The following is a 22,623-nucleotide window of genomic DNA, read 5'->3' on the forward strand; positions in this document are numbered from 1 at the left end:
TACTTGCCGGTATTATTCTTCTTCATCTGCCAAAAATGAATCATTCGCTTCGTCCATAAGGTCTGCACGATCAGCAAGAACCAAGGTACGGGTAACAATGTCCCCGTCGGTTTGCACCAGCAGTTTCACTTTTTGTCCAGGCAAGTAGGCTTTCAGCAGCTCATTGATGTCTACAACCGAAGATACACGTTTGCCTGCCACACTGTAGATGGCATCGCCTTCTTTAAGCTTGGCCTTCTTCGCTTCCGGGCTGAGCACCTCCGTAATAGTCAGCGGATCTTCTGCAGGCAAGCCTACAATGGCAGACCAGCTTTCTTCCAGCTGTAAACCAAGACTTGCGCGTTTGATCGTTCCATATTTGAAATATTGATTCACGACAAAATTAACGGTATCAATCGGAATGGAAAACCCCATGCTCTCAATGCCCACCGCAGAGAATTTCATCGAGTTAATGCCAACAACCTCGCCCTTCAGGTTAACCAGAGGGCCTCCGCTGTTACCCGGATTAATAGCCGTATCCGTCTGAATGAGACGGTAGGACGCCTCCACGCCGCGATTCAAACCACTAATAACACCGACTGTTGCCGAGTTACGCAAGGAAAAGGAAATCGGGGTTCCAATCGCTATGACTGTTTCACCGACAACCGCTTGTGAGGCTTTGGCAAATACAGCCGGCTTGAGCGACTTGGCATTAATTTTAATGAGTGCAAGATCACTTAACGGATCACTGAAGGATTCGGTTATGTTATATGTATTGCCATCTGTCGTTACCACGACTGGATTGATCAGTCCATCAATGACATGGGCGTTGGTAACAATCCATCCGTTGGACCGAATAATGACTCCTGTACCATGCGCCAGATTATAACGGTCGTTGTCCGTTCCATCCTGTCCCTCCGTTGTTTTGCCGATAATGCCTACAACAGACGGGGATACCTTTTCGATCACTTTCGGGATGGCAGCACTTCCCTTATACGTATACGTTCCTGACTTCGCATCATATTGTCCACTGCCGCCGAACATGTTCACCAGATCCTTGGTATTCACATACACCTGGCCGTCGATTACTTTGGCCTGTGCGCCTGTCTTGGATGCCGCTGCACCAGCCGAAGCTGCCATCGTTCCGATGGAAAGCACCGTGGCCATCATTATGGCTACTGCCCGTTTCACTACCCTTTTCATCATTTCACCTGACCCTCTCTATACATCCTTCTTGCGCGACTGGACAGTAATCCTGGCCGAAGCTATGATCTCTCTCATCTGCAATACTGGTATCCCCCAATGTATCATACAAATTATGGCTGTACAATCGTTTTAATTTTCGATCTATTTCGACAAAAAACGCACTTCATTGCTGTAAAAACAGACATAAAAAAACACCTTCCATGTCCATCGTGGAAAGTGTTCGTTATTGCGATTTGTCTTCTCATTACTCTTGTCGCGTGTTATGAACCAAACCAGCCTGTAATCATCGCGTAGTCTGTCATCAAAAATACGAGCAAACTGACAATTGTAAAGCCGATGGCAAACAAGTTTTTCTTCGGTGCCCGCAGTAAACGGACCAATCCGATGGAAATCAGGATCGTAAACAGGATAACAAAGATATCAAATGCATTAAAATTCGATGTACTCGCCGTGGCAGCTTCTGCAAGCAGCATGGATAGACAGACCTCCTCACCATAGTTGAACAACTGATTAACGCATACCCTAAACTCTTCCTCTATGTTATCTGTACCCTGTTAGTAATGCAAGCCCTATCATCCAGAAAAATGAAAAAAATCCAGTCTGATCTGTCTCTCCACGAAAGCTTGCCCAATCTTATATGTAAACACTTTCATTATTCATCTCGATTCAAAAAAAACTTCTTCGCCTGAGAGAGCGTGCAGATGATCATACACATCTCTTCTCAGGCTTAGAAGATCTATCGCCAGCTTATTGCACACTGCAGGATTAGTCCGCCATTTGCAGCGCCCGACTTCGCTCCGTATCGCGCTCCAGAACAGGCTTCAGATACTTACCTGTGTATGAAGCCTCCACTTGAACGATATCCTCCGGTGTTCCTGTCGCTACAATCGTACCACCGCCGCTACCACCTTCTGGACCGAGGTCAACGATATAATCGGCTGTTTTGATTACATCCAGATTATGCTCAATGACCAGTACGGATTCCCCTGAATCCACGAGGCGATGCAGCACGTTCAGGAGTCGGTCGATATCATCGACATGCAGACCCGTTGTTGGCTCATCGAGAATATAGATCGTTTTGCCGGTACTGCGTCGGTACAGCTCGGAAGCAAGCTTCACACGCTGTGCTTCACCGCCAGACAATGTCGTTGCAGGCTGACCGAGATTAATGTAGCCCAGACCAACATCCAGCAGCGTTTGCATTTTGCGGTGAATCTTCGGAATGTTCTCGAAAAATTGGGTTGCGTCCTCCACCGTCATTTCGAGCACATCTGCAATATTTTTATTTTTATATTTCACTTCGAGCGTTTCACGGTTGTACCGTTTGCCCTTGCAGACTTCACACGGCACGTATACATCCGGCAGGAAGTGCATCTCGATTTTGATAATGCCGTCTCCGCGGCAGGCTTCACAACGTCCACCTTTGATATTGAAGCTGAACCGGCCTTTTTTGTATCCGCGCACCTTGGCTTCATTGGTCTGTGCAAACAGGTCACGAATATCGTCAAACACACCTGTGTATGTGGCCGGATTGGAGCGCGGCGTGCGGCCGATGGGCGACTGGTCAATATCAATGACTTTATCAATATGCTCCAGTCCGCGAATCTCCTTATGCTGCCCTGGGCGTACACGGGCACGATTCAGATCACGCGCCAGCGTTTTGTACAAAATCTCGTTAATCAGCGTAGATTTACCCGAACCAGATACCCCGGTCACCGCAGTAAACACTCCAACCGGAATTTTTACATTCAGATTTTTCAGGTTGTTTTCTTTCGCCCCGCGCACTTCCAGCCAGCGATCGCCTACACCTCGACGCTCGGTGCGAACCGGGATAAACTTCTTGCCGCTGAGGTATTGACCCGTTAACGATTTCTCGTCGTTCATAATCTCCTCAGGTGTACCTTGCGACATCACTGTGCCGCCGTGAATACCCGCACCTGGCCCGATATCAATAATATAGTCGGCCGCCATCATCGTATCCTCGTCATGTTCAACCACAATCAACGTGTTCCCGATATCACGCATATGCGCCAGCGTAGAGATCAAACGGTCATTATCCCGCTGGTGAAGCCCGATACTTGGCTCGTCCAGAATGTAGAGAACCCCCATCAGACTGGAACCGATCTGTGTAGCCAATCTGATCCGCTGCGCTTCCCCCCCGGATAACGTTCCGGCAGCACGGCTAAGCGTCAGGTAATCGAGACCCACATTGACAAGGAAGCCGAGACGGCTGTTGATCTCTTTCAGAATCAGCTTCGCAATCGTCTGCTCCTTCTCCGTCAGCTGTAATGAATCAAAGAAACGTCCCGCTTCACCGATAGACAAGCTCGTTACATAAGCCATATTGTGATCATTAATCGTCACAGCAAGGCTTTCACGTTTCAAACGCTGTCCTTTACACGTACCACATGGCTTCGCGCTCATATATCCTTCGATAAACTCACGGATGCCCTCAGAACCGGTTTCGCGATAACGACGCTCCAGATTATTCACGATGCCTTCGAACGTAACTAGCGCTTCCTTGCGCTGTCCAAAGTCATTCTCGTAGCGGAAACGAATCTTCTCCGAGCCTGTGCCTTGCAGCAGCTTGCTCATCTGATCGGCAGGCAGATCCTCCACAGGCACATCCTGCGGAATGTTGAAATGCTCACATACGGATCTGAGGAATTGCGGATAATACGTGGACGTTCCGCCTGTCCAGGCGTCAAACGCTCCTTCTTCGATTGTTTTGCTGCGATCCGGTACAAGTAAATCCGGGTCTACAATCATTTTGACACCCAAGCCGTCACAATCCGGGCAAGCACCAAACGGACTATTAAAAGAGAACATACGCGGTGCAAGCTCATCTATGCTGAAGCCGCAGACCGGGCAGGCAAAGTTCGAGCTGAATCGCAGCTCTTCTTCGCCAATGATGTCAACCAGCAGTTGTCCGCCGGACAAATTAAGCGCCGTTTCTATGGAATCTGCCAGGCGTGCCTGAACGTCTTCCTTTACCACAATACGGTCAACCACAACATCAATCGTGTGTTTTTTATTTTTCTCTAATTGAATGTCCTCTGACAGGTCACGCAGTTCCCCATTGACCCGAACACGGACAAAACCTTGTTTGGATACGTCAGCAAATACACTTTTGTGTTCACCTTTACGTCCTGCAACCATTGGTGCGAGAATCTGCAGCCGGGTACGTTCCGGGTACTGCATAATACGGTCCACCATCTGTTCCACCGTTTGCGATGTAATCTCGATGCCGTGATCCGGACAATGCGGGTGCCCGATACGTGCAAACAAAAGACGCAGATAATCATAAATTTCGGTAACCGTCCCGACAGTCGAGCGCGGGTTACGACTTGTTGTTTTTTGATCTATCGAGATGGCAGGAGACAGTCCTTCAATGGAATCCACATCCGGCTTCTCCATCTGGCCCAGAAACTGACGTGCATAAGCGGACAATGACTCTACATAACGCCGCTGTCCTTCGGCATAGATCGTATCAAAGGCCAGCGAGGATTTGCCTGATCCGCTCAGACCGGTCAATACGACAAACTTGTCACGCGGAATGGTAATATCAATGTTTTTCAGGTTATGCGCCCGTGCGCCTTTAATGACAATATTCTCGCTCGCCAATACTATTCATCCTCTCATTGCTTATCTATAAACCTTTTAACCATTTTCATCTGTTATACCAGTATTGACCCGATAACAGCATTTCAATATGGAATAATATCGGAACATTCAGGCTGATTCGTTACTCAACAAGAGAACGGCCAACTGGCCGTTCTCTTATCCTAAACTCTGCATCAGGAGCATCTTCTATCGAATGACCGACGATCTATTCAGCTCGCAATTCCAGCAACGCATCACGAAGCTCTGCGGCACGCTCGAACTGCAAGTTTTTGGCTGCATCCTTCATCTCTGCTTCCAGACGCTGAATGAGCGACTGGCGCTCCTTCTTCGACATCTTCTCGGCAGCGCCGGTCAGATACTCGTTTTTGGATTCGGAAGCCTTCGTTGCCTCAATGACATCTCGCACTTTTTTGCGAATTGTCTGCGGTGTTATTCCATGCTTTTCATTGTATTCCGTCTGTATGGTGCGGCGGCGCTCCGTCTCTTTCATCGCTTTATCCATAGAATCCGTCACCTTGTCACCATACAAAATAACTTTACCGTCACTGTTCCGCGCCGCACGACCAATGGTTTGAATGAGTGAACGCTCGGAACGCAGGAATCCTTCCTTGTCGGCATCCAGAATCGCTACCAAGGATACTTCCGGCAGATCCAGACCTTCCCGCAGCAGGTTGATCCCGATCAGAACGTGGAATGTACCCAGCCTCAGATCACGCAGAATGGCCATTCGTTCCAGCGTTTTGATCTCGGAGTGCAGATATCTGACCTTAATGCCAATCTCCTTGAGATAGTCCGTCAGGTCTTCCGACATCTTCTTCGTAAGCGTAGTAATCAGCACCCGTTCATCCTTCGCAATCCGCTCATGAATCTCTGCAATCAGATCATCAATCTGCCCTTTCGTCGGACGCAACTCAATGACAGGGTCAAGCAGACCGGTTGGACGAATGATCTGCTGCACCATCGTATCTGTGTGCTCGATCTCATATGGACCTGGCGTTGCAGAAACATAAATAATTTGGTTCATTTTCTCTTCAAATTCTTCGAATTTGAGCGGTCGGTTATCCAGTGCAGACGGCAGACGGAAGCCATGATCCACCAGCACCGTCTTTCTCGCCTGGTCACCGTTGTACATCGCACGAATCTGCGGCAGGGTCACATGCGACTCATCGACCACAATCAGCATGTCATCCGGGAAATAGTCCAGCAATGTATACGGCGTATCCCCACGCTCACGGAAAGTCAGCGGCCCGGAATAGTTCTCGATCCCCGAGCAGAAGCCCACTTCCTTCATCATCTCGATATCATACCGTGTGCGCTGCTCCAATCGCTGGGCCTCCAGCAGCTTGCCCTGCTCACGTAGCACCTCAAGACGTTCCTCCAGCTCACGCTCAATATTCACCAGCGCCACACGCATCGTCTCTTCCTGTGTTACGAAGTGAGATGCCGGGAAAATAGCAATATGCTCACGCTCGCCAATCAATTCTCCGGTCAAAACATCAATTTCGGTAATTTTCTCAATCTCGTCTCCGAACAGCTCAACCCGAATCGCATGCTCCCCCTTGGAAGCCGGGAAAATCTCGACGACATCACCACGAACACGGAACGTTCCCCGCACAAAGTTAATATCATTCCGCTGGTATTGAATCTCCACCAGACGTGACAATATCTGATTGCGTGGCTTCTCCATGCCTACCCGCAGGGACAACAGCATGCTGGAATAATCATTCGGCGAACCGAGACCGTATATACACGACACACTCGCTACAATAATGACATCCCGACGCTCAAACAACGAGCTGGTTGCTGCATGCCGCAGCTTATCAATCTCTTCATTAATGCTTGAATCCTTCTCGATATACGTATCGGATGAAGGAATGTAGGCTTCTGGCTGATAGTAGTCGTAGTAACTGACAAAATACTCCACCATGTTATTCGGAAAAAATTCCTTGAACTCGCTCGCCAGTTGCGCTGCCAGTGTCTTGTTATGCGCAATAATCAGCGTAGGACGCTGCAGCTTGGCGATCGTCTGTGCAATAGTAAACGTCTTGCCCGTACCCGTTGCACCCAGCAGTGTCTGGTATCTCTTCCCTTCCTGAACACCCTTCACCAATTCCAGAATGGCGGCGGGCTGATCACCCTGGGGAGAAAACTCTGACTCGATTTCGAACGTTTTGTCGCTCATAATAATATCGCTCATTGCCGTATCTCACCCTATCGTCTAAAATAATAGTCACTATATATTGTCGAAGTTCCCCGAATTTCCAGTTGGGAAAACTTATAGTAATAGGAATATTTGTTCCCGTTCAATTATACCTTGTTCGTTTTCGTGTTGCAAACGTGAATTGAAGATAGGAGTGGGTTAATTTATGGATATTGCGACACTTATCGGTATAATCGCCGGAATTGCCGCAGTCATCAGTGGTTTTCTATGGGAAGGCGGACAGCTGTCCGGTCTGCTTCAGAAAACCGCTGCTTTAATTGTGTTCGGTGGAACGATTGCTGCCGTTGTGGCCAGCTTCCCCACATACCGTCTGCGTACGATACCGGCTGCATTACGCATGGCTTTTGGACGCCATCGTTACGATTCCAAACAATGGGTGGAGGAGCTGATTGAAATGTCCACCATTGCCCGCAGATCGGGCGTGCTTGCTTTGGAGCGCAAAGTTATAGATCATCCCAATCCCTTTTTGCAAGATGGCATCCAGATGGTGGTTGACGGAACAGACCCGGATATCGTTCGGCAAATTCTGGAGATGGAGATTGACTCAGTCGAGCAAAAACATGAAGGTTACGCCAAAATATTTGAAGCAGCCGGCGGCTATGCCCCCACGATGGGCATCATCGGAACCGTGATGGGGCTAATCCAGGTGCTTGGAAGCTTAACCGATCCCACTGGGCTCGGGCCAGCTATCGCCGTTGCTTTTACCGCGACCCTGTACGGGGTCGCCAGTGCCAATCTGATCTTCCTGCCTATTGCCTCCAAGATCAAATCCAGAAGTGCTGACGAAGTTCAAGCGATGGAGATGATGCTCGAAGGGGTGCTTGCGATTCAGAACGGTGAGAATCCACAGCTTGTCCGTAAACGGCTGGAGTCTTTTACTCTCACACATCGTCATGTCGCACCGTCTCCACTGGCAAAGGAGGGATTGGATGAGTCGGCGCAGTAAACGGCGTGCCAAACGCGGGTCGACTGACCATCGGGATCGGTGGATGATTACCTATGCCGATCTTATTACACTGCTGCTGATCTTTTTTGTCATCATGTACGCCATGAGCAATCCGGATTCAGGTAAATATGACGTCGTTACCCAATCCCTCCAGAGCACTTTTAATAAATCCAACTCCATACTTGAACTGGGAAACGGACTTGGAGATACTCCCGGTCATACGAGCAGTAAAACACCTTCTGCCCAGGTTCAGGGGGAATCGGAGAACAAACAGGAAGACCCTGCAGCGGATTCAGGCAAAGATACTCAGGATGATCAAAATCGTCCGCTCACGGAGCGAGAGGAACAGTTCAGAACACAGGAGCAGGAGCTACAAAATCTATTCAATGTGATTACCCAATATATTGAGGATAATAAACTGGAGAACCAGATTTATGTTGCGGATAAGCCGCAAGGTATCTCCATTACGCTCAGTGACCGATTCTTGTTTGATCAGGGACAGGCTGCACTGAAAAAAGATGCCGCGCCTACCCTTAGTAAGCTTGCCAGCTTGTTCCGTAATCTTCAAATGGTCGTCAGTATCGAGGGGCATACGGACAATGTTCCGATTGGAGCGAATTCGACCTACAAGGATAACTGGGAATTGTCTGGTGAACGTGCATTATCTATCCTGCGCTTTTTTCTGGATAAGGAGAAACTTGATCCAGACCACTTCCAATATGCAGGATACGCAGATACTCGTCCAACCGGAGATAACAAAACGCCCGCCGGACGGCAGAAAAACCGTCGGGTTGAAATTACCGTCCTTCGCCAGCTACAGCCTTGATTGATGATGAGGGAGTAAACTATGAATCTGTAGAAACTAGAAACAGCACAAAGCACGTCTGTGGTATGTTCATGTACCTGACAGACGTGCTTTTTAAGTTTATCTTATCCTCACGATTCGTCTATTTACCCATCTATCTTAGATGCTTGTGCTCGCATGGTTACGCATCCATACCCGGCTGATCTGGCCGAAGGATGGCCGAGCCGACAGCCAGCAGAATCACAGCCATTGCACACAGAATGAGCAGAGGCAGTGTAATATCTGCAAGCGTACCTCCGGCAGAGATCGTTTCAACAGCCTGAATCGTCCATTTCTGCGGTACAAAGTTTGCCAGCTTCTGCATATACTCCGGCATGATCGACAAGGGCCAGAAGCAACCTCCAATCATGCAGGTCGGTACAATAATAAGGGAGTTCAGCATACTGGCATTTTTCGTTTCACGGATTAGACCGCTGACTGTGCTTGCAAGCCCCATCGACACCAGCATAAACGCGCCAAGAATCAGAAAATGAATGCCAAACGGAATCCCGGCATCATAATGCAGCACCCATCTGCTAATTCCCAGCACAAGCACAATCTGAATGATCCCGATAGCAAGACTGCCCAAAAAATTGCCTAGCGCAATCTCGTACGATCTGACCGGAGCCGTGTACATCCGAGCCATCGTACGCTGCTTACGATCCTCCATAATAACAGACACCGCACTGGTTAACAGCCCCATCATAAACATGACCGTAAACCCGGTGACGTTTTTCAGCCCTGGCTTGGGATAGAGCCGTAGCTGCAGTTCTTCCCCGGATATCGTATGCTTGCTCATCTCTTGCAGCAATTCTTCAAGCTTTTCCCCTGCGCCCACCGCTTCAGAATTGGAGGAAGACAGCGGGGAAAAGGTACGCAAAGCAGAAGCGGACTGCATAAGTCCCTCTGTCAAACCTTCAACAGCTGCCCGAAGCATATATGAGCTTTCGCTGACACGCATCTCGATCAGCTCGATCTCTGTCCGCTTGCCCTGCAGCAACGACTGTGTGTAATGAGCTGGAATAATGATGCCCGTGCTTCCTTTTTGCGAAACGATATCCGATCTCACTTCCGTTTCACTATTTACAGCCTTGAAGCTGTATTCTTTGCTACGAGCCAGCTCCTTGATCAGCCATGATCCCGCAGCACCCTGATCCAGATTCACATAAGGGACGACAGCCCTGCTTGCCTGCTCGCTTCCAAAAAGAGCAATCGCTCCTGTCACCACGAGGCATGGAAGCAGGAGAAAAGCAATGAATCCTCGTTTGCGTCCCAGAGTTCTTCTGATCATCAGCCAAGCGATATGCAAACTATTCATAGCGGTATCCAACCTTTCTGTAGATCACTGCCGCTGCGGCAGCGAGCACTGCACATACCACTCCAAGCATGTAAATGTTGTGCATAATTTCGCGTGAAGGAGCATCCAGCATCATGCTGAGGAAGCTTTGAAGAGCCCAGTGATTCACCGTAAACTCGCTGATTCGCTGTACGACATCTATAGCAATTGGAGTAAAGCCACCGCTAATAAAGGTCATTACAATAATAATGCCCTGCATCAGCGCCGTGGCCGAGGTGGCGTTTTTGCTTAACAGTGCCACGATGCTACCTAATGTCATGGAAGCTAGCGTAATCAGTACACAGATTAGTATAATCCACCAGGGATGACGTCCCCAATTCACACCAAATAACAGATGTGTCATCACAATAATGACGATGGCCTGCATGAAGGCAAGAAGACTGTTACCTGCAATTTTGCCAGCAAATATAACCCCGGTACCCACGGGAGATGCCTGAAGACGAGCAAGTGTGTTTTTGTCCCTTTCCGTAAACAGGCTATTAATCGTGGTCATGCCGGAGTACAGCATAAACATCGCCAGCATCGCTGCGGCGTAGTATTGGGATGCACTGTACGACTGATTAGAGTTGCCAGGACTGCTGATCGTTATATTCGATTGTGCAACCAACCCGTTTTTAGCATCTGCACCTGGAACGGAATTCAATGTCATCTCAGGGCCGAGAACTTTCATCATAGCCATCTGTCGGTTTAACTCATCCGTGAACCGAGTGAACAGCGTCTGCCCCACCACATTCAATGTGCCATCTTTCCCCAGTATCCATTGCAGCGTGGTCTTTTCTCCTGCCATCCACTGCCGTACCATATCGGAAGTAACGATAACCGCGAAATCAAGCTCTCCCTTTTTCAGTGCGTCTACTGCCTCGTCCTGAGAATTCATATTCTCGACCTTTAGCATCGTGACCACCTCAGGAGAAGCTACATATGCTTTTAGCGCTTTACCTACAGTCGAATTTGCTGCTTCAGCCGTTTCAACCATTCCTACACGAACCTGACCAGGAACAGCTTCTTTTCCGTTCCCCATCGTACTGGATAGTGCGGTTCCTAATATGAAGATTAATAATAGTGGCAAAAGAAACAGATTCAGCACAACGGAACGAATTTTCAGAATCCGTCTTAATTCAAACATGCAAATATGCCATACACTCATTCCACAGCCCTCCTAATCTCGCAGCGTACGCCCGGTCAGATTAAGGAACAATGTTTCCAGGTCAGGCTCTTCGACTCGCAATGAATGAATGGACAACTCATGTTTACTGCAAATGAACAGCATATCCTGCAGCGCGAGCTGCGCAGAAGGCAGAATAATGGTTAATGCATCCCCACTTACTTCGACCGCCTGGACACGCGGGTGAAGCTTTAGCTCCTCCACTACACCGCCACCTATGCCAGAGGCGGTGAGCACAATTTTTTCCTCCGATGCAACACGTTCCCTTAGCTCAGCCTCGGTTCCACAAGCAATAATTCTCCCTTGATCCATAATAGCCAACCGATCACTAATCGCCGCGACCTCCTCCATATAATGACTGGTATAAATAATCGTCGAGCCCATTTGGTTAAGCGTGCGCACGGATTCAAGAATGTGATTCCGGGACTGCGGATCAATGCCGACTGTCGGTTCGTCCATAATAATCAGATCAGGCCGATGGCTTAGAGCACATGCGATGTTTAACCTTCGCTTCATTCCTCCTGAAAAGGTGGAGGGGGCTTCCTTGGCTTTATCCTGCAATCCGACAAACTCCAGGGACTCCCGCACTCTCTCTTTAAGCATTTTCCCCCGCAATCCGTACAGCCGGGCAAAAAAAGTAACATTATCCTCGGCACTCATCGTTTCATATAACGCCAAATCCTGTGGCACAAGCCCGATTTTGCGCTTTACATCCAGCGGTCGCTCCTTCACAGATATGCCATCCAGCCTGATGTCCCCCTGATCCATGCTCAGGAGACCAGCAATCATACTGATGGTTGTGCTTTTACCCGCACCATTGGGTCCAAGCAGTCCAAAGATTTCTCCCCGGCCTACACTCAGATTCAAATGATCTACTGACAGCTTGCTGCCGTATCGCTTCACAACATGATCAATTTCCAGTATGTTCATTCTTCTACGCCCCTTGTCGGTTTCAGCTTTTGCCACGAACTATCGTATTATCAGCATCACGAACTATGTTATTTCCAGTATAATGAATCGTTTACCTTTCTAAAGGTACACAAAGTCATGAGTCAAAGGTGACTTAAGTCACCTCCTGTATCAGAGATGGCCTATGCTATAATCAAGGATGCATGATGCGAAAATATATTTACTCCGAACTGCTTCGTTCACTTTCAATCCTATCATCATAAAAAGGATGTCTATGACCTATGCCCCTACGGTTTCTGCAATATGGTTTATTACTTGTGCCCACTGTGCTGTACAGTCTGATGCTGCCCGCAGAAAGCGAAGCGCTGTACACCTTCTATATTCTCATTGCTGTAGGACTGGCTGTTGCCCACCGCTTCACCCGTTCAGGTGCACCGCAGGCACTGTTATTTCTGGCAGAAATCGTGTGGAGCAGCCACTTGATCGCTTCATACGGCCCCTTCATGTTATCCACTGGTCTATCAGCGCTCTATGTATATATGTATCGGCTCAATGGGTCTATGCGATGGACGATGCTAGCTATACAGATTACCGCCATTAATCTTACATTATGTGAACATTATTCATCTTTACCATGGCTAATGTGGAATACTGCGGAGCTTCAGGCGATGGACTGGTCTTCAGAATCAACGCAGGTGATCATTGCCATGAATTTGCTCCTGTTCATGACAGCGGCGCTTGCATGGCAGGGAGCCAAAACAGCTACGAGCAGAGGACAACTGGAGCATGTGTATGACGAGCTGCGGAATAAACACTATGAGCTACAGGAAGCACGCGCGCAATTACTGCTATTTTCCAAACAACTGGAGGATGCAGCCCAGATCGAAGAACGTACTCGCATATCGAGACAGCTCCATGACGATATCGGTCATCGCCTGATACGTACCAAGATGATGTCTGAAGCTGCTCTGCTCACACTGCCCTTGCATCCAGAACAAGGACTTGTCATAGTTGAGCAGATTCGGGATCAATTAACGGCCAGCATGGAGGATATGCGCAATACGCTGCTTAAACTCAAGCCCGATCCACAGCCTTCCGACGCCTACGCGTTAGATCGTCTGCTGGAGGAGGTTGGCCGGGACACAGGGATTATAACCAATTACGCGATTCGTGGTCAGGCGTATCCCCTGTATCCGAGCACACAGATTGTGCTGTACAAAAATGCCAGAGAAGCGATAACGAATGCTCTTAGACACGGAAAAGCTAATGAGATTAAGCTAGAACTCGTATTCGAACAGCAAGAGGTCACGATGATGATCAGTAATGATGGCAGCACTCTCTCGCTGCTACATGCAGAGGGCTCCACCAGTACAGGTCTTGGACTCGAAAGCATGCGCCAGCGTACACAGTACCTGGGAGGCACTGTGGAGATTCAAGCCAACTATCCGTACACGGTAATCACCCGCATCCCTATTTCAAATAAAATGAACTTACTTTAAGCAGGATTTAGAAGGGAGCACATTTATGCCAGAGCCAGAGCAAGAGCGGAAGGTTGATAGCAAGGAGCTACCACCTGATGCATCTCCCCGTATCCAGGTGTTGCTTGTCGACGATGATTACTTTATCCGAGAGAGCCTGAAGGTTGTGCTCGGTCTTGATACAAGCATTCATATCACAGGTACAGCTTCGAACGGAAAGGAAGCGCTTGATCTACTCGCGTCAGGAACATCAGCAGATGTAGTGCTTATGGATATTCGAATGCCTGAATGTGATGGAGTCGAAGGCACACGACTCATCAAATCCCGTTTTCCCGACGTTCAGGTGCTCATGCTGACAACCTTTGATGACGATGAATATATCATTCAGGCTTTGCAGAACGGCGCAAGCGGATATTTACTGAAAAATGTACCTCCTGCCCGCATCATTCAAGGGATTGCCGCTGTATACCGAGGGGACATGCTGATTCATCCCGATATTGCCCGCAAACTTACAGGGCTTCTCCGTCCACCCGCGTCTGGCCCTGCACAGGAGCCTTTGGAAACCTACGGTCTTACCCGCGCAGAGCTGTCCGTTGCTGAAGCGATATCCGAGGGGCTATCCAACAAAGAAATTGCCGCCAGACTATTCCTGAGCGAGGGCACTGTCAAAAACTACGTTACCGACATCCTGGGCAAGCTGCACCTGCGGGATCGTACTCAAATCGCCATTTTTATGTTAAAAAAATAAACAACCCAAAAAGGCAGCCCCCACGCCAATTCTGGCGGTGGGAGCTGCCTTTTTGGATTACATTTCGACAGACCCTTTGTCACTCACTACAGGGGCCGGTGGCAGAGCAAGAGGAGCATCATCCGTGCGCCGCTCTTTCCGGCGTGTGAACAGCTTGAGCGTCAGTACCTGAAGCAGCGTCACTGGACGCAACTGCACAGCCAAGGCCTCATGATTATCCGGCGCCATAACAACCCCAAGCTGGTGATGCTCACCTTCGTAGATGGCACGCTGCATAAACTTGCTCTCTCCTTGATGGTTCCGAATCTCCAGCTTGCAGAAGGCCGAGTTCATTCGCAGGGCGCGGTGCAGCTCTTCCGGTGAATGAACAAGCATACCGTTCACCTTGTACAGCGTTTCCCCTGCTTCGATGCCCAGTTCTGCAGCCGGACTATTCGGAATTACACTCAGAACCTTGAGCCCGTGCTGCGGATGCACAAATGCTGGACTGAGGTGCTGCTCTTCCCGTGCACTGTACCATACCAGAAGCTCATGCCCGGCAAAAGCCACCAGCGCAGCCACTACGGTCAGAGATGGCCACCACACGGCAAGCAAACTGAACACAAGCAGGACGACGCTGTATAACAGCAAACGCTTTGCCGTAAGCTGAATTTTACGTCCTGGCAACATGCTTTGCGTGTTATCACTCAGCCCCAGCAGAATAGGCAGCGCAACCAGCGTGTAGCCTTGCCCCGCTTGAAACAACGGAGTCCATGGAAGTGTTGCCCCCGCTCCTGTGGCGGGAACAAGAATGAACAGCGGGAGTGCCCAGAAAAGCTGCATCTGATATCCGCCCACCAATTTGCCCCGTTTGCCCTCTATCAGAAAAGGAGAAGCCATAGATACCCCTTGCATGCGAACGAAGGCAGCTTCGCCAAAGTGCAATAACGCAGCCAGCACAAGCAATGCAGGCATGTCCAGTGCACGCACAGTCTCCACAGCCTGTCCGAGTATACCGGATGGCTGCCAGCCAGAAGCTATATTGAATGCAAATTGAAGTATGCCAAGCGCTCCCGCCGCATAAGCAAAGCACAGATAACGGATACGAATCAGAGCTAACACTAACGCTGCAATCCATATGCTGATCAGACTTCCCAATGTAAGGTGGGCGCCAAGGAACAGAAACGCGATCGACACCACGGCACCAATGATAATCCCTCCGAGCACAGCTCGAATCGTCTGTGTAATCGAGCTCTGCATACGAACAAGGAATAGCTTACGCTCCTGGAGCAGCTGACGATGGTACATCAAGGCAATCAAAATGATCGAGATATAATAAAACGGCTGAATCAACAACTGTAACAATGCTTCCCCTAAAGTAGTTAACCACGGCCATACCCATTCCATTGCGGCGTTCACTCCTCTCCTTCAGCCGGTTCAGAAAAAAAGAAGGCTGAAAATCAGCCTTCTTTATGGCTTCGACACAGCGGACGAAATATCCTTCGAGACATTTTCGATCGCGCGTTTCAGCTGTGCATCATATTGAGGATTGGCAATCCGTTCGATCAAAGATGCTTCCAGGGATTCAGCCGTTTTTTCATCAATCTGACCTGTAACCTGGATGCCTTTTTTCTTCTGGAATGCCTTGACCGCTTCCTCCGTCTTCTGATCGTAGTATCCATCCACACGATCCGGCTTGAAGTCAAGTCCTCTTAGCATCGTCTGCGCACTCTTCACATCCGTGCTATTGCTGTCATATTTCAGCGGCAGCTTCTCTTTATTAATCGGAGCTACCGAGAAATAGTCCGGCTGATTTACGGCAATGTCCGGTTTGATTCCTTTTTCATGAATCCAGTCCCCGTTAGGCGTCAGCCACTTCGCAATGGTAATTTTCAGCAAGCTGCCGTCACCCATTTGTTTATCGTAGCTGGTCTGTACGGTACCTTTACCAAACGAGTTTTCACCCACCAACGTAGCACCTGCCGACTGCTGCAGAGCTCCTGCCAGAATTTCGGATGCACTTGCACTACCCTTGTTCATCAATACCGTGATTGGGTAAGGCTTGGCTGTTCCACTTGATTTGCTTTGTTCCTTCTTGCCATTTTTATCTTCAACCTGAACGATGACTTTACCCTTCGGTACGAATTGCTCCGCAATATCAATAACGACTTGCAGCACGCCGCCCGGATCGTTCCGCACATCAATAATCAGGCCTTTCATGTTCTGCTTCTCCAGCTTCGCCAGCTCTTCCTTGAAGCGCTCACCTGTATTCATCGAGAACTGAGTGATGTTAATGACACCAATGCCGCCGTCCTCCATATGTGCATAGACGGTTTCCAGATCAATATCATCACGTATAATGGTGAATTCAATCGGCTCTGTAGACCCGGCACGTTTCACCTGTACTTTGGCTTCACTGCCTTTAGGACCCCTGATTTTGTTCACCGCTTTGTTCAATTCAAGCCCTTGAAGAGACTCGCCGTTAACAGACAAAATGATGTCCTTTGCGCGAATACCCGCTTTTTCGGCTGGTGAGCCTTTGATCGGGGATACGACAACAACATAACCATCCTTCGAGGAAACCTCTGCGCCGATGCCTGTAAATGAACCTTCAATCGACTCTTCAAATTGGGCCGCCGTTTCCTGTGCCATATAGTTGGAATACGGATCACCAAGCGATTCCATCATGCCATTGATCGCACCATCAATCAGCTTGGTACGGTCCACTTCCTTATAATAGTTTCTGGAGATCAAATCCATCGCGGTTTCAATCTTCTTCATATCGTTCTTCTGCTGCGAGCTTCCAGTAACACTTGCCAGAAGTCCTTCACCTGGTGCAGCCTGACTTGTAATACCCGGGTAAGTCATTAACACCAGCGTCAATAGACTTCCACCAAGCAGACCCAGTATAACGAACAGCAGTGCCGATCTTTTCTTCATCATCCGTTTGTCACCGCCTTTAGTTTTGAAGCTCCTCCGATTCGGACGATCCGAATCATTCCCTGAACATGCCAGCTTAGTATATGTCTAGCTTGTACGGAATATGTTTTTTCCATTCGGGATTTCATATTTCATCCCATTTATCAAAGAGTTAACCCGCATACATCCGTTGATGAATTATCAGTTATACCGTCATTCCATGCGACCATTCTACAGATAATTCATCGGATTCACAGCTGTTCCATTATCACGCACCTCAAAGTGCAAGTGAGGACCTGTAGAATTACCCGTGTTCCCGGACTCGGCAATCAGATCACCTTTATTTACCGTATCTCCCTTGCTGACTTTGATCCCGCCTTCACGCAAATGACCATACAACGACCACAAGCCACCGCCATGATCAATAATTACGGTATATCCGTAACCACTGTACCACTCTGCCATAATGACGATACCGCCAGAAGCTGCATGAACGGATGTGCCTACTGGAACTGCGAAATCGACACCGTTATGCATTTTGCCGACTTCTCCCGTAATCGGGTGCACCCGCGGACCAAATGGCGAGGATATACGTCCACCAGAGACAGGTCTTGCAAAGATACCACTGCCTGATGAGTATGTTTCATCACTGCCACCTGTACTGATACGGGTTGGAGCCTTTGCTGCTGCTTTGGCTCTTGCCGCAGCTTCAGCACGGGCTTTGGCCGCCGCTGCCGCCTGCTGCTCGCGCAATTTATTTTTTTCCTGTAAGAGAGCTGAGCGTTTACCGGCAATTTGCATTAATACCGCTTCCTGCTCAGCGGTCAACTCCTCGGATTGTTCAATTTTAGCATCATATGAGGCCAGAAGCACCTGCTTTTCCTTTTCTTTCTCGTTCAGCTGCGACTTCCGCTGCTGCTTCTGTGAATACAGACTTTTGGCTTCAGCATACTGCCGATCCAGGTCTGCCTTTTTCTCCACAACCAGCTGCTTGTCTGCTTTATGCTCGTCCAGCAGATGCTGATCCTGATCTACAATCGTCTTGAGTGAATCAGCTCGAGTCAGAAAATCGGTGAAGCTGGTGGAAGATAACAGGACATCCAGGTACGATACAGCACCGTCTGTGTACATCAGGCGCACACGTGATTCCAGCAGCTTTTCTCTGGCTACAATTCGGTCTTCTGCGGCCTGCAGATCCTTTTTCGTTGTACGAAGATCCTCCTCCGTATTTTCAATCTGCAACGATACACTCGCCAGCTCATCACTAACGACATTGATCTGCTCCAACACGACCTTCAGATAAGCATTGGTTTTATTCTTATAATGCTGTGCTTCCTTTTTGTTGGCAGCAGCTTTCTTCTGCTCCTGCTTGGCAGAAGCCGCTTTGCTCTCAAGCTGCTGAATCTGCTGATCAATATCGCTGATGCTGTTCTTGGCATATCCGTCAGAAGGTTGAAACGTCATACCGGCCAGTAACATGACGGCCAGCAGCGAAGCAGTTTTTTTCAAAATGATAATCCCCCATCCTATGAATTCACAAGAAAGCAACCTGCACAGATGGTGAACAGCATGTTCCTTTGCTTTCTTTCATTACATGTTCCTAAGAACGTTCTGAGCGTTGCGTCTTCCATACATATCGTCAAACAGCGCCCAATAATGAACCTGTTTTGCTATTCTTTTCGACAATTAATGCAAAATGCAGCTTACACTTTAAGTGACTTGCGGATGGACAGTGTACTGCCCAGAATGCCGACCAACACACCAAGCCCGATCAGAAGTGTTCCCATCAGCGGCCAAATCTCACTGAGCGGAACCAGATTAAGCATCTGCATAAACACATCCTGACCTACGGTTGCCATCAGGCGGCTGTATCCGAAGAAGAGAACACCCACTGTAATGATGGAACCGATTAACCCGATCAGTGCCCCTTCCACAAAGAAAGGCCAGCGGATAAAGGTGTTGGTTGCGCCCACCAGCTTCATGATGCCAATCTCCCGGCGGCGTGCCAGAATCGTTACGCGAATCGTATTTGAGATCAGGAACATGGACATAAGCCCCAGTCCCCCGACAAAAATAAATCCGATGTTCCGCACAAGCTTCGTAAATTTGAACAGCACTTCAACCGTTTCCTTACCATAATTCACTTTCATAATCGGCTTCTCCGGGTGCTTCTCGTTCAACGCTTCAATCTTCTGCGCTACAAAATTGACTGTTTCCGGTTCAATCACCTTGACTTCAATTGTATCCGGCAAGGGATTGTTATCCACATCGAAGCCACTTAATACATTATCTGCGCTTGATCCAAGACGCTCGCGGAACTCCTTGAGCCCTTCTTCCTTGGAAACAAAACGAATCTCGCTAACCTCAGGCATCGCGCTGATCTCCTGCTGCAACGTATTACGCAGGTTCTCATCGACATTCAGCTCCAAAAACGCGCTGATCTCCACCTGACTGTCTACCTGGTTCGCCATAGAGTTCACATTGAGCACCAGCAGCATAAACACGCCAAGAATAAACAGAGAGACGATGATCGACATGACGGATGCCACAGACATCCAACCATTGCGGAATACGTTCTTGAAGCCCTCCCGCAGATGTCGCAAGAGAGTACTAAAATTCATAACCGTACTCCCCTCTCATCTGATCCCGTACAATCTGTCCACGTTCAATGGCGATAACCCGTTTACGCATCGTATTAACGATGTCCTTGTTGTGCGTAGCCATGACAATCGTCGTTCCCCGGAAATTGATCTCGTCCAGCAGCTGCATAATGCCCCAGGACGTCTCCGGGTCCAGATTCCCTGTAGGCTCGTCCGCAATAATGACCGAAGGGTTGTTTACAATCGCACGTGCGATGGCAATCCGCTGCTGCTCCCCGCCGGAGAGCTGAGAAGGCTCACGATTGGCTTTGCTACGCAGACCTACCAGATCGAGCACTTCCATGACCCGTTTCTTGATATGCCGCTTGGGCGCTTCAATTACTTCCATCGCAAACGCAACATTCTCAAAAGCGGTCATCTTCGGCAACAAGCGAAAATCCTGGAACACTACGCCGATGTTGCGGCGCACGTATGGAATTTTGCGCGGTTTTAACTTGCCAATATTAAATCCGTTTATGGATATTTGCCCTTTGGTTGGCACTTCTTCTCTGTACATCAGCTTCATAAATGTCGATTTGCCTGCACCGGATGGACCAACGATATAGACAAATTCATTGCGGTCGATCTTCACCGACACCCCTTGTAATGCGTGGGTCCCGTTGGCGTAGGTCTTCCACACGTCCTGCATTTCTATCACATCATCACTTCCTGCTCACATAGTTAGCCATTATGATTTCGACACAATCCCGGCATTTCCTTTAAAAAGACCTGAATTTCATCAGGAAAAATCCACGGTTCCCCTCTTTTGCTGGTGAAGCATGGATTCATATGAAGTTTATTGTAACAAATTTGTTACCTATTGAGTACCCGAAAGTTTTCCTCCCTTGAATCATATAGATAGAACATGTTACGAATTCCGAAACAACAGAAGCCAAAAGGAGCGTTCGGTTATGAAAAAATTTCATGTAACGGTCATCGTCCTGTTCTCCCTGCTCTTGATCGGCTCCGCGTCCTATGGATTGCTCTATATGTACGTGCATCAGCCCAACCTGCCTAAAGGCGTGAAGGTCGGCGGCTGGGGAATGGATGACAAGCCACGCAAGAATGTGCTGAAGGAGCTGCACACACGTATTCAACAATTGCAGAGCTGGCCCGTTACCCTCGAAGTTGCAGAGCCAAGCCCGATCACAATGACACATACTGCAGGCGAACTTGGGGTGAGCTACCACGCAATCAGCTTCGAAAATGCCTTAAAAGAGCTGGAGGAGGGCAACCTGTGGGAGCGCGCATACGCAAGGCATCAGTTTCCCGAAACATTCCCTTTGGAGCTGACCTATAACGAACCAACACTGAAGCAACTGCTTAGCCCTGCCTGGGAAAAAGAAACCTTCGGTACCCCTACGGAGGCCGTGCGCCGTATCACCGCAAATGATAAAGTACAGTACATTCCGGAGAAAAGCGTGCACCGGATAGATTGGAAAACCCTCTCCACCCTTTTGCAGATGAACTTGCACCGGGAATTGAGTGATGTACATGAAGGCGCAAAGCCAGACCCCGTTCACATCGTTTTGCCCCTATACATCTTGAAGCCTGAGGTTACTATTGACTCATTAAAGAACGAGGGCATTGAGCGTAAAATCATACAATTCTCCACGGGTCTGGGCAATAGCAGTAAAGGCCGGATACATAATGTAAGCGCTGCGGCTCAAGCGATTAACGGTATGATTTTGCCGCCTGGGGGTGTATTTGACTATGAAAAGGTGATTCGCAAAGCGGAGAAGGAATATGGCTTTCGTGAAGCCCCGGTCATCGTCAATGGCCGACTGACACCGGGAATTGGCGGCGGAATCTGTCAGGTATCCAGCACCGTATATAACGCCGCCCTGCTGACAGGTCTGGATATTGTGGAGAGACGCAACCATTCACTTCCGGTTAAATATATCCCTAAGGGACTGGATGCCACCTTTGCGTCGGGAGCAATTAATTTTCGTTTCAAAAACAACACTGAAAAATCATTATTGATTCATGCGAAGGTACAGGGCGGGCGTATGGTTGTGAAATTTTTTGGCACATTTCCCGAGAATGTCAGCTATGCGCTGGAGTCCCGTACCATTGAAACGCTGAGTGTGCCCGTAAAATATGTATCCAGCAACGTACTCCCCGAGGGTGCCCAGCAAGTGCTTCAAAATGGACAGCCCGGTTATATCGTCGAGACGGTACGCACCAAGAAGGTGGCTGGAAAGGTCGTGGAGTCTAAAACGATCTCCCGCGATACCTACAAGGCTCAAAGTCGTCTGATCGCACGTTCAGGCCACATCAGCATGCCTGATCCAAAACAGCCTTCTGTAGTGGAGGATGGCATTCGTGAGGGGAACCAGCCTTAGATCTAGGAGGACAAGTAGAACGAAAGAAATTCACACCTGGCACTCCGCTGACAGAATAACCTTTCGATCACTGTTATCCCCGGAACTATTAAACTCCCTTTTCCTAAGGGGTACATCCGGGCATAAAGGCGAAGCTTATGCTTCCGATGTAAGCCTCAAACCCCCAACGAATGATCTGTAAAAAGTAAAAAGACACATGCCTCACCCACTTTTACGGGATATGAGGCATGTGTCTTAATTTCACGAATTATTTAAAACATCTTT

At 48.8% G+C, this 22,623-nt stretch carries 17 protein-coding genes; 5 read left to right on the forward strand and 12 right to left on the reverse strand.

Annotation, left to right across the window (positions count from 1 at the left end; all coding sequences use genetic code 11):
- Positions 1-12: 12 nt before the first annotated feature.
- The 4 genes from DFQ00_RS05980 to uvrB all read right to left on the reverse strand — a co-directional run bounded on the left by DFQ00_RS05980 (position 13) and on the right by uvrB (position 7,006).
- A complete protein-coding gene (locus tag DFQ00_RS05980) occupies positions 13-1,182 on the reverse strand; it encodes a S1C family serine protease (RefSeq protein WP_110895871.1) in 1,170 nt (389 codons plus the stop codon).
- Positions 1,183-1,445: 263 nt separating this feature from the next.
- Positions 1,446-1,658 carry a hypothetical protein gene (locus DFQ00_RS05985; RefSeq protein WP_110895478.1) on the reverse strand — a complete coding sequence of 71 codons (213 nt, stop codon included), beginning with the start codon at positions 1,656-1,658 and terminating at the stop codon, positions 1,446-1,448.
- Positions 1,659-1,950: 292 nt separating this feature from the next.
- Positions 1,951-4,809 carry an excinuclease ABC subunit UvrA gene (uvrA, locus tag DFQ00_RS05990; protein WP_110895480.1) on the reverse strand — a complete coding sequence of 953 codons (2,859 nt, stop codon included), beginning with the start codon at positions 4,807-4,809 and terminating at the stop codon, positions 1,951-1,953.
- A gap of 205 nt (positions 4,810-5,014) precedes the next feature.
- On the reverse strand, positions 5,015-7,006 hold the full coding sequence (gene uvrB, locus DFQ00_RS05995) for an excinuclease ABC subunit UvrB (protein ID WP_110895482.1): 1,992 nt from the start codon (positions 7,004-7,006) through the stop codon (positions 5,015-5,017).
- Positions 7,007-7,175: 169 nt separating this feature from the next.
- Between uvrB and DFQ00_RS06000 the strand changes: the two genes are divergently transcribed.
- Both DFQ00_RS06000 and DFQ00_RS06005 read left to right on the forward strand, forming a co-directional pair.
- Positions 7,176-7,976 (forward strand): flagellar motor protein, encoded by an 801-nt coding sequence (locus tag DFQ00_RS06000; RefSeq protein WP_110895484.1) that lies wholly within the window; start codon positions 7,176-7,178, stop codon positions 7,974-7,976.
- Positions 7,960-8,802 carry a flagellar motor protein MotB gene (locus DFQ00_RS06005; protein WP_110895486.1) on the forward strand — a complete coding sequence of 281 codons (843 nt, stop codon included), beginning with the start codon at positions 7,960-7,962 and terminating at the stop codon, positions 8,800-8,802. The genes DFQ00_RS06000 and DFQ00_RS06005 overlap by 17 nt, the downstream gene beginning before the upstream one ends.
- 160 nt (positions 8,803-8,962) lie before the next feature.
- Here DFQ00_RS06005 and DFQ00_RS06010 read toward each other — a convergent pair whose 3' ends face one another.
- From DFQ00_RS06010 to DFQ00_RS06020, 3 genes are read right to left on the reverse strand one after another with little or no spacing between them, the layout of a single operon-like run.
- The gene (locus DFQ00_RS06010) at positions 8,963-10,138 is read right to left on the reverse strand and encodes an ABC transporter permease (protein ID WP_110895488.1); all 1,176 of its coding nucleotides are present in this window, start codon (positions 10,136-10,138) and stop codon (positions 8,963-8,965) included.
- Entirely contained in the window at positions 10,131-11,324 is a 1,194-nt protein-coding gene (locus DFQ00_RS06015; RefSeq protein ID WP_110895490.1) for an ABC transporter permease, read from the reverse strand. The genes DFQ00_RS06010 and DFQ00_RS06015 overlap by 8 nt, the downstream gene beginning before the upstream one ends.
- A 12-nt stretch (positions 11,325-11,336) precedes the next feature.
- Positions 11,337-12,272 carry an ABC transporter ATP-binding protein gene (locus DFQ00_RS06020; protein ID WP_110895492.1) on the reverse strand — a complete coding sequence of 312 codons (936 nt, stop codon included), beginning with the start codon at positions 12,270-12,272 and terminating at the stop codon, positions 11,337-11,339.
- 260 nt (positions 12,273-12,532) lie between these two features.
- Between DFQ00_RS06020 and DFQ00_RS06025 the strand changes: the two genes are divergently transcribed.
- Complete coding sequence (locus tag DFQ00_RS06025; RefSeq protein WP_110895494.1) at positions 12,533-13,750, forward strand: sensor histidine kinase; 1,218 nt, start codon at positions 12,533-12,535, stop codon at positions 13,748-13,750.
- A 25-nt stretch (positions 13,751-13,775) separates the two neighbouring features.
- The gene (locus tag DFQ00_RS06030; protein ID WP_110895496.1) at positions 13,776-14,477 is read left to right on the forward strand and encodes a response regulator transcription factor; all 702 of its coding nucleotides are present in this window, start codon (positions 13,776-13,778) and stop codon (positions 14,475-14,477) included.
- 57 nt (positions 14,478-14,534) lie between these two features.
- Here DFQ00_RS06030 and DFQ00_RS06035 read toward each other — a convergent pair whose 3' ends face one another.
- The 5 genes from DFQ00_RS06035 to ftsE form a co-directional block, all read right to left on the reverse strand.
- On the reverse strand, positions 14,535-15,863 hold the full coding sequence (locus tag DFQ00_RS06035) for a PDZ domain-containing protein (RefSeq protein ID WP_110895498.1): 1,329 nt from the start codon (positions 15,861-15,863) through the stop codon (positions 14,535-14,537).
- Positions 15,864-15,926: 63 nt separating this feature from the next.
- Positions 15,927-17,399, reverse strand: coding sequence for a S41 family peptidase (locus DFQ00_RS06040; protein WP_110895500.1), 1,473 nt, complete (start codon positions 17,397-17,399; stop codon positions 15,927-15,929).
- Positions 17,400-17,606: 207 nt separating this feature from the next.
- On the reverse strand, positions 17,607-18,884 hold the full coding sequence (locus tag DFQ00_RS06045) for a murein hydrolase activator EnvC family protein (protein WP_110895502.1): 1,278 nt from the start codon (positions 18,882-18,884) through the stop codon (positions 17,607-17,609).
- Positions 18,885-19,078: 194 nt separating this feature from the next.
- Positions 19,079-19,996 carry a permease-like cell division protein FtsX gene (gene ftsX, locus DFQ00_RS06050; protein WP_110895504.1) on the reverse strand — a complete coding sequence of 306 codons (918 nt, stop codon included), beginning with the start codon at positions 19,994-19,996 and terminating at the stop codon, positions 19,079-19,081.
- On the reverse strand, positions 19,986-20,672 hold the full coding sequence (gene ftsE, locus DFQ00_RS06055) for a cell division ATP-binding protein FtsE (RefSeq protein ID WP_056693908.1): 687 nt from the start codon (positions 20,670-20,672) through the stop codon (positions 19,986-19,988). Before ftsE ends, ftsX begins: the two co-directional genes overlap by 11 nt.
- Before the next feature lie 253 nt (positions 20,673-20,925).
- Between ftsE and DFQ00_RS06060 the strand changes: the two genes are divergently transcribed.
- A complete protein-coding gene (locus tag DFQ00_RS06060) occupies positions 20,926-22,359 on the forward strand; it encodes a VanW family protein (protein ID WP_110895506.1) in 1,434 nt (477 codons plus the stop codon).
- Positions 22,360-22,623: the final 264 nt, after the last annotated feature.

Source organism: Paenibacillus barcinonensis (assembly GCF_003217495.1).
Classification (GTDB): domain Bacteria; phylum Bacillota; class Bacilli; order Paenibacillales; family Paenibacillaceae; genus Paenibacillus; species Paenibacillus barcinonensis.

Coding starts and splice junctions, on each gene's coding strand:
- DFQ00_RS06040 (WP_110895500.1), bottom strand. CDS start 17,399: ATGATGAAGAAAAGATCGGCACTGCTGTTCGTTATACTGGGTCTGCTT.
- DFQ00_RS05985 (WP_110895478.1), bottom strand. CDS start 1,658: ATGCTGCTTGCAGAAGCTGCCACGGCGAGTACATCGAATTTTAATGCA.
- DFQ00_RS06060 (WP_110895506.1), top strand. CDS start 20,926: ATGAAAAAATTTCATGTAACGGTCATCGTCCTGTTCTCCCTGCTCTTG.
- DFQ00_RS06030 (WP_110895496.1), top strand. CDS start 13,776: ATGCCAGAGCCAGAGCAAGAGCGGAAGGTTGATAGCAAGGAGCTACCA.
- DFQ00_RS06015 (WP_110895490.1), bottom strand. CDS start 11,324: ATGAGTGTATGGCATATTTGCATGTTTGAATTAAGACGGATTCTGAAA.
- DFQ00_RS06005 (WP_110895486.1), top strand. CDS start 7,960: ATGAGTCGGCGCAGTAAACGGCGTGCCAAACGCGGGTCGACTGACCAT.
- ftsX (WP_110895504.1), bottom strand. CDS start 19,996: ATGAATTTTAGTACTCTCTTGCGACATCTGCGGGAGGGCTTCAAGAAC.
- DFQ00_RS05980 (WP_110895871.1), bottom strand. CDS start 1,182: ATGAAAAGGGTAGTGAAACGGGCAGTAGCCATAATGATGGCCACGGTG.
- DFQ00_RS06010 (WP_110895488.1), bottom strand. CDS start 10,138: ATGAATAGTTTGCATATCGCTTGGCTGATGATCAGAAGAACTCTGGGA.
- DFQ00_RS06025 (WP_110895494.1), top strand. CDS start 12,533: ATGCCCCTACGGTTTCTGCAATATGGTTTATTACTTGTGCCCACTGTG.
- DFQ00_RS06035 (WP_110895498.1), bottom strand. CDS start 15,863: ATGGAATGGGTATGGCCGTGGTTAACTACTTTAGGGGAAGCATTGTTA.
- DFQ00_RS06020 (WP_110895492.1), bottom strand. CDS start 12,272: ATGAACATACTGGAAATTGATCATGTTGTGAAGCGATACGGCAGCAAG.
- DFQ00_RS06000 (WP_110895484.1), top strand. CDS start 7,176: ATGGATATTGCGACACTTATCGGTATAATCGCCGGAATTGCCGCAGTC.
- uvrB (WP_110895482.1), bottom strand. CDS start 7,006: ATGAGCGATATTATTATGAGCGACAAAACGTTCGAAATCGAGTCAGAG.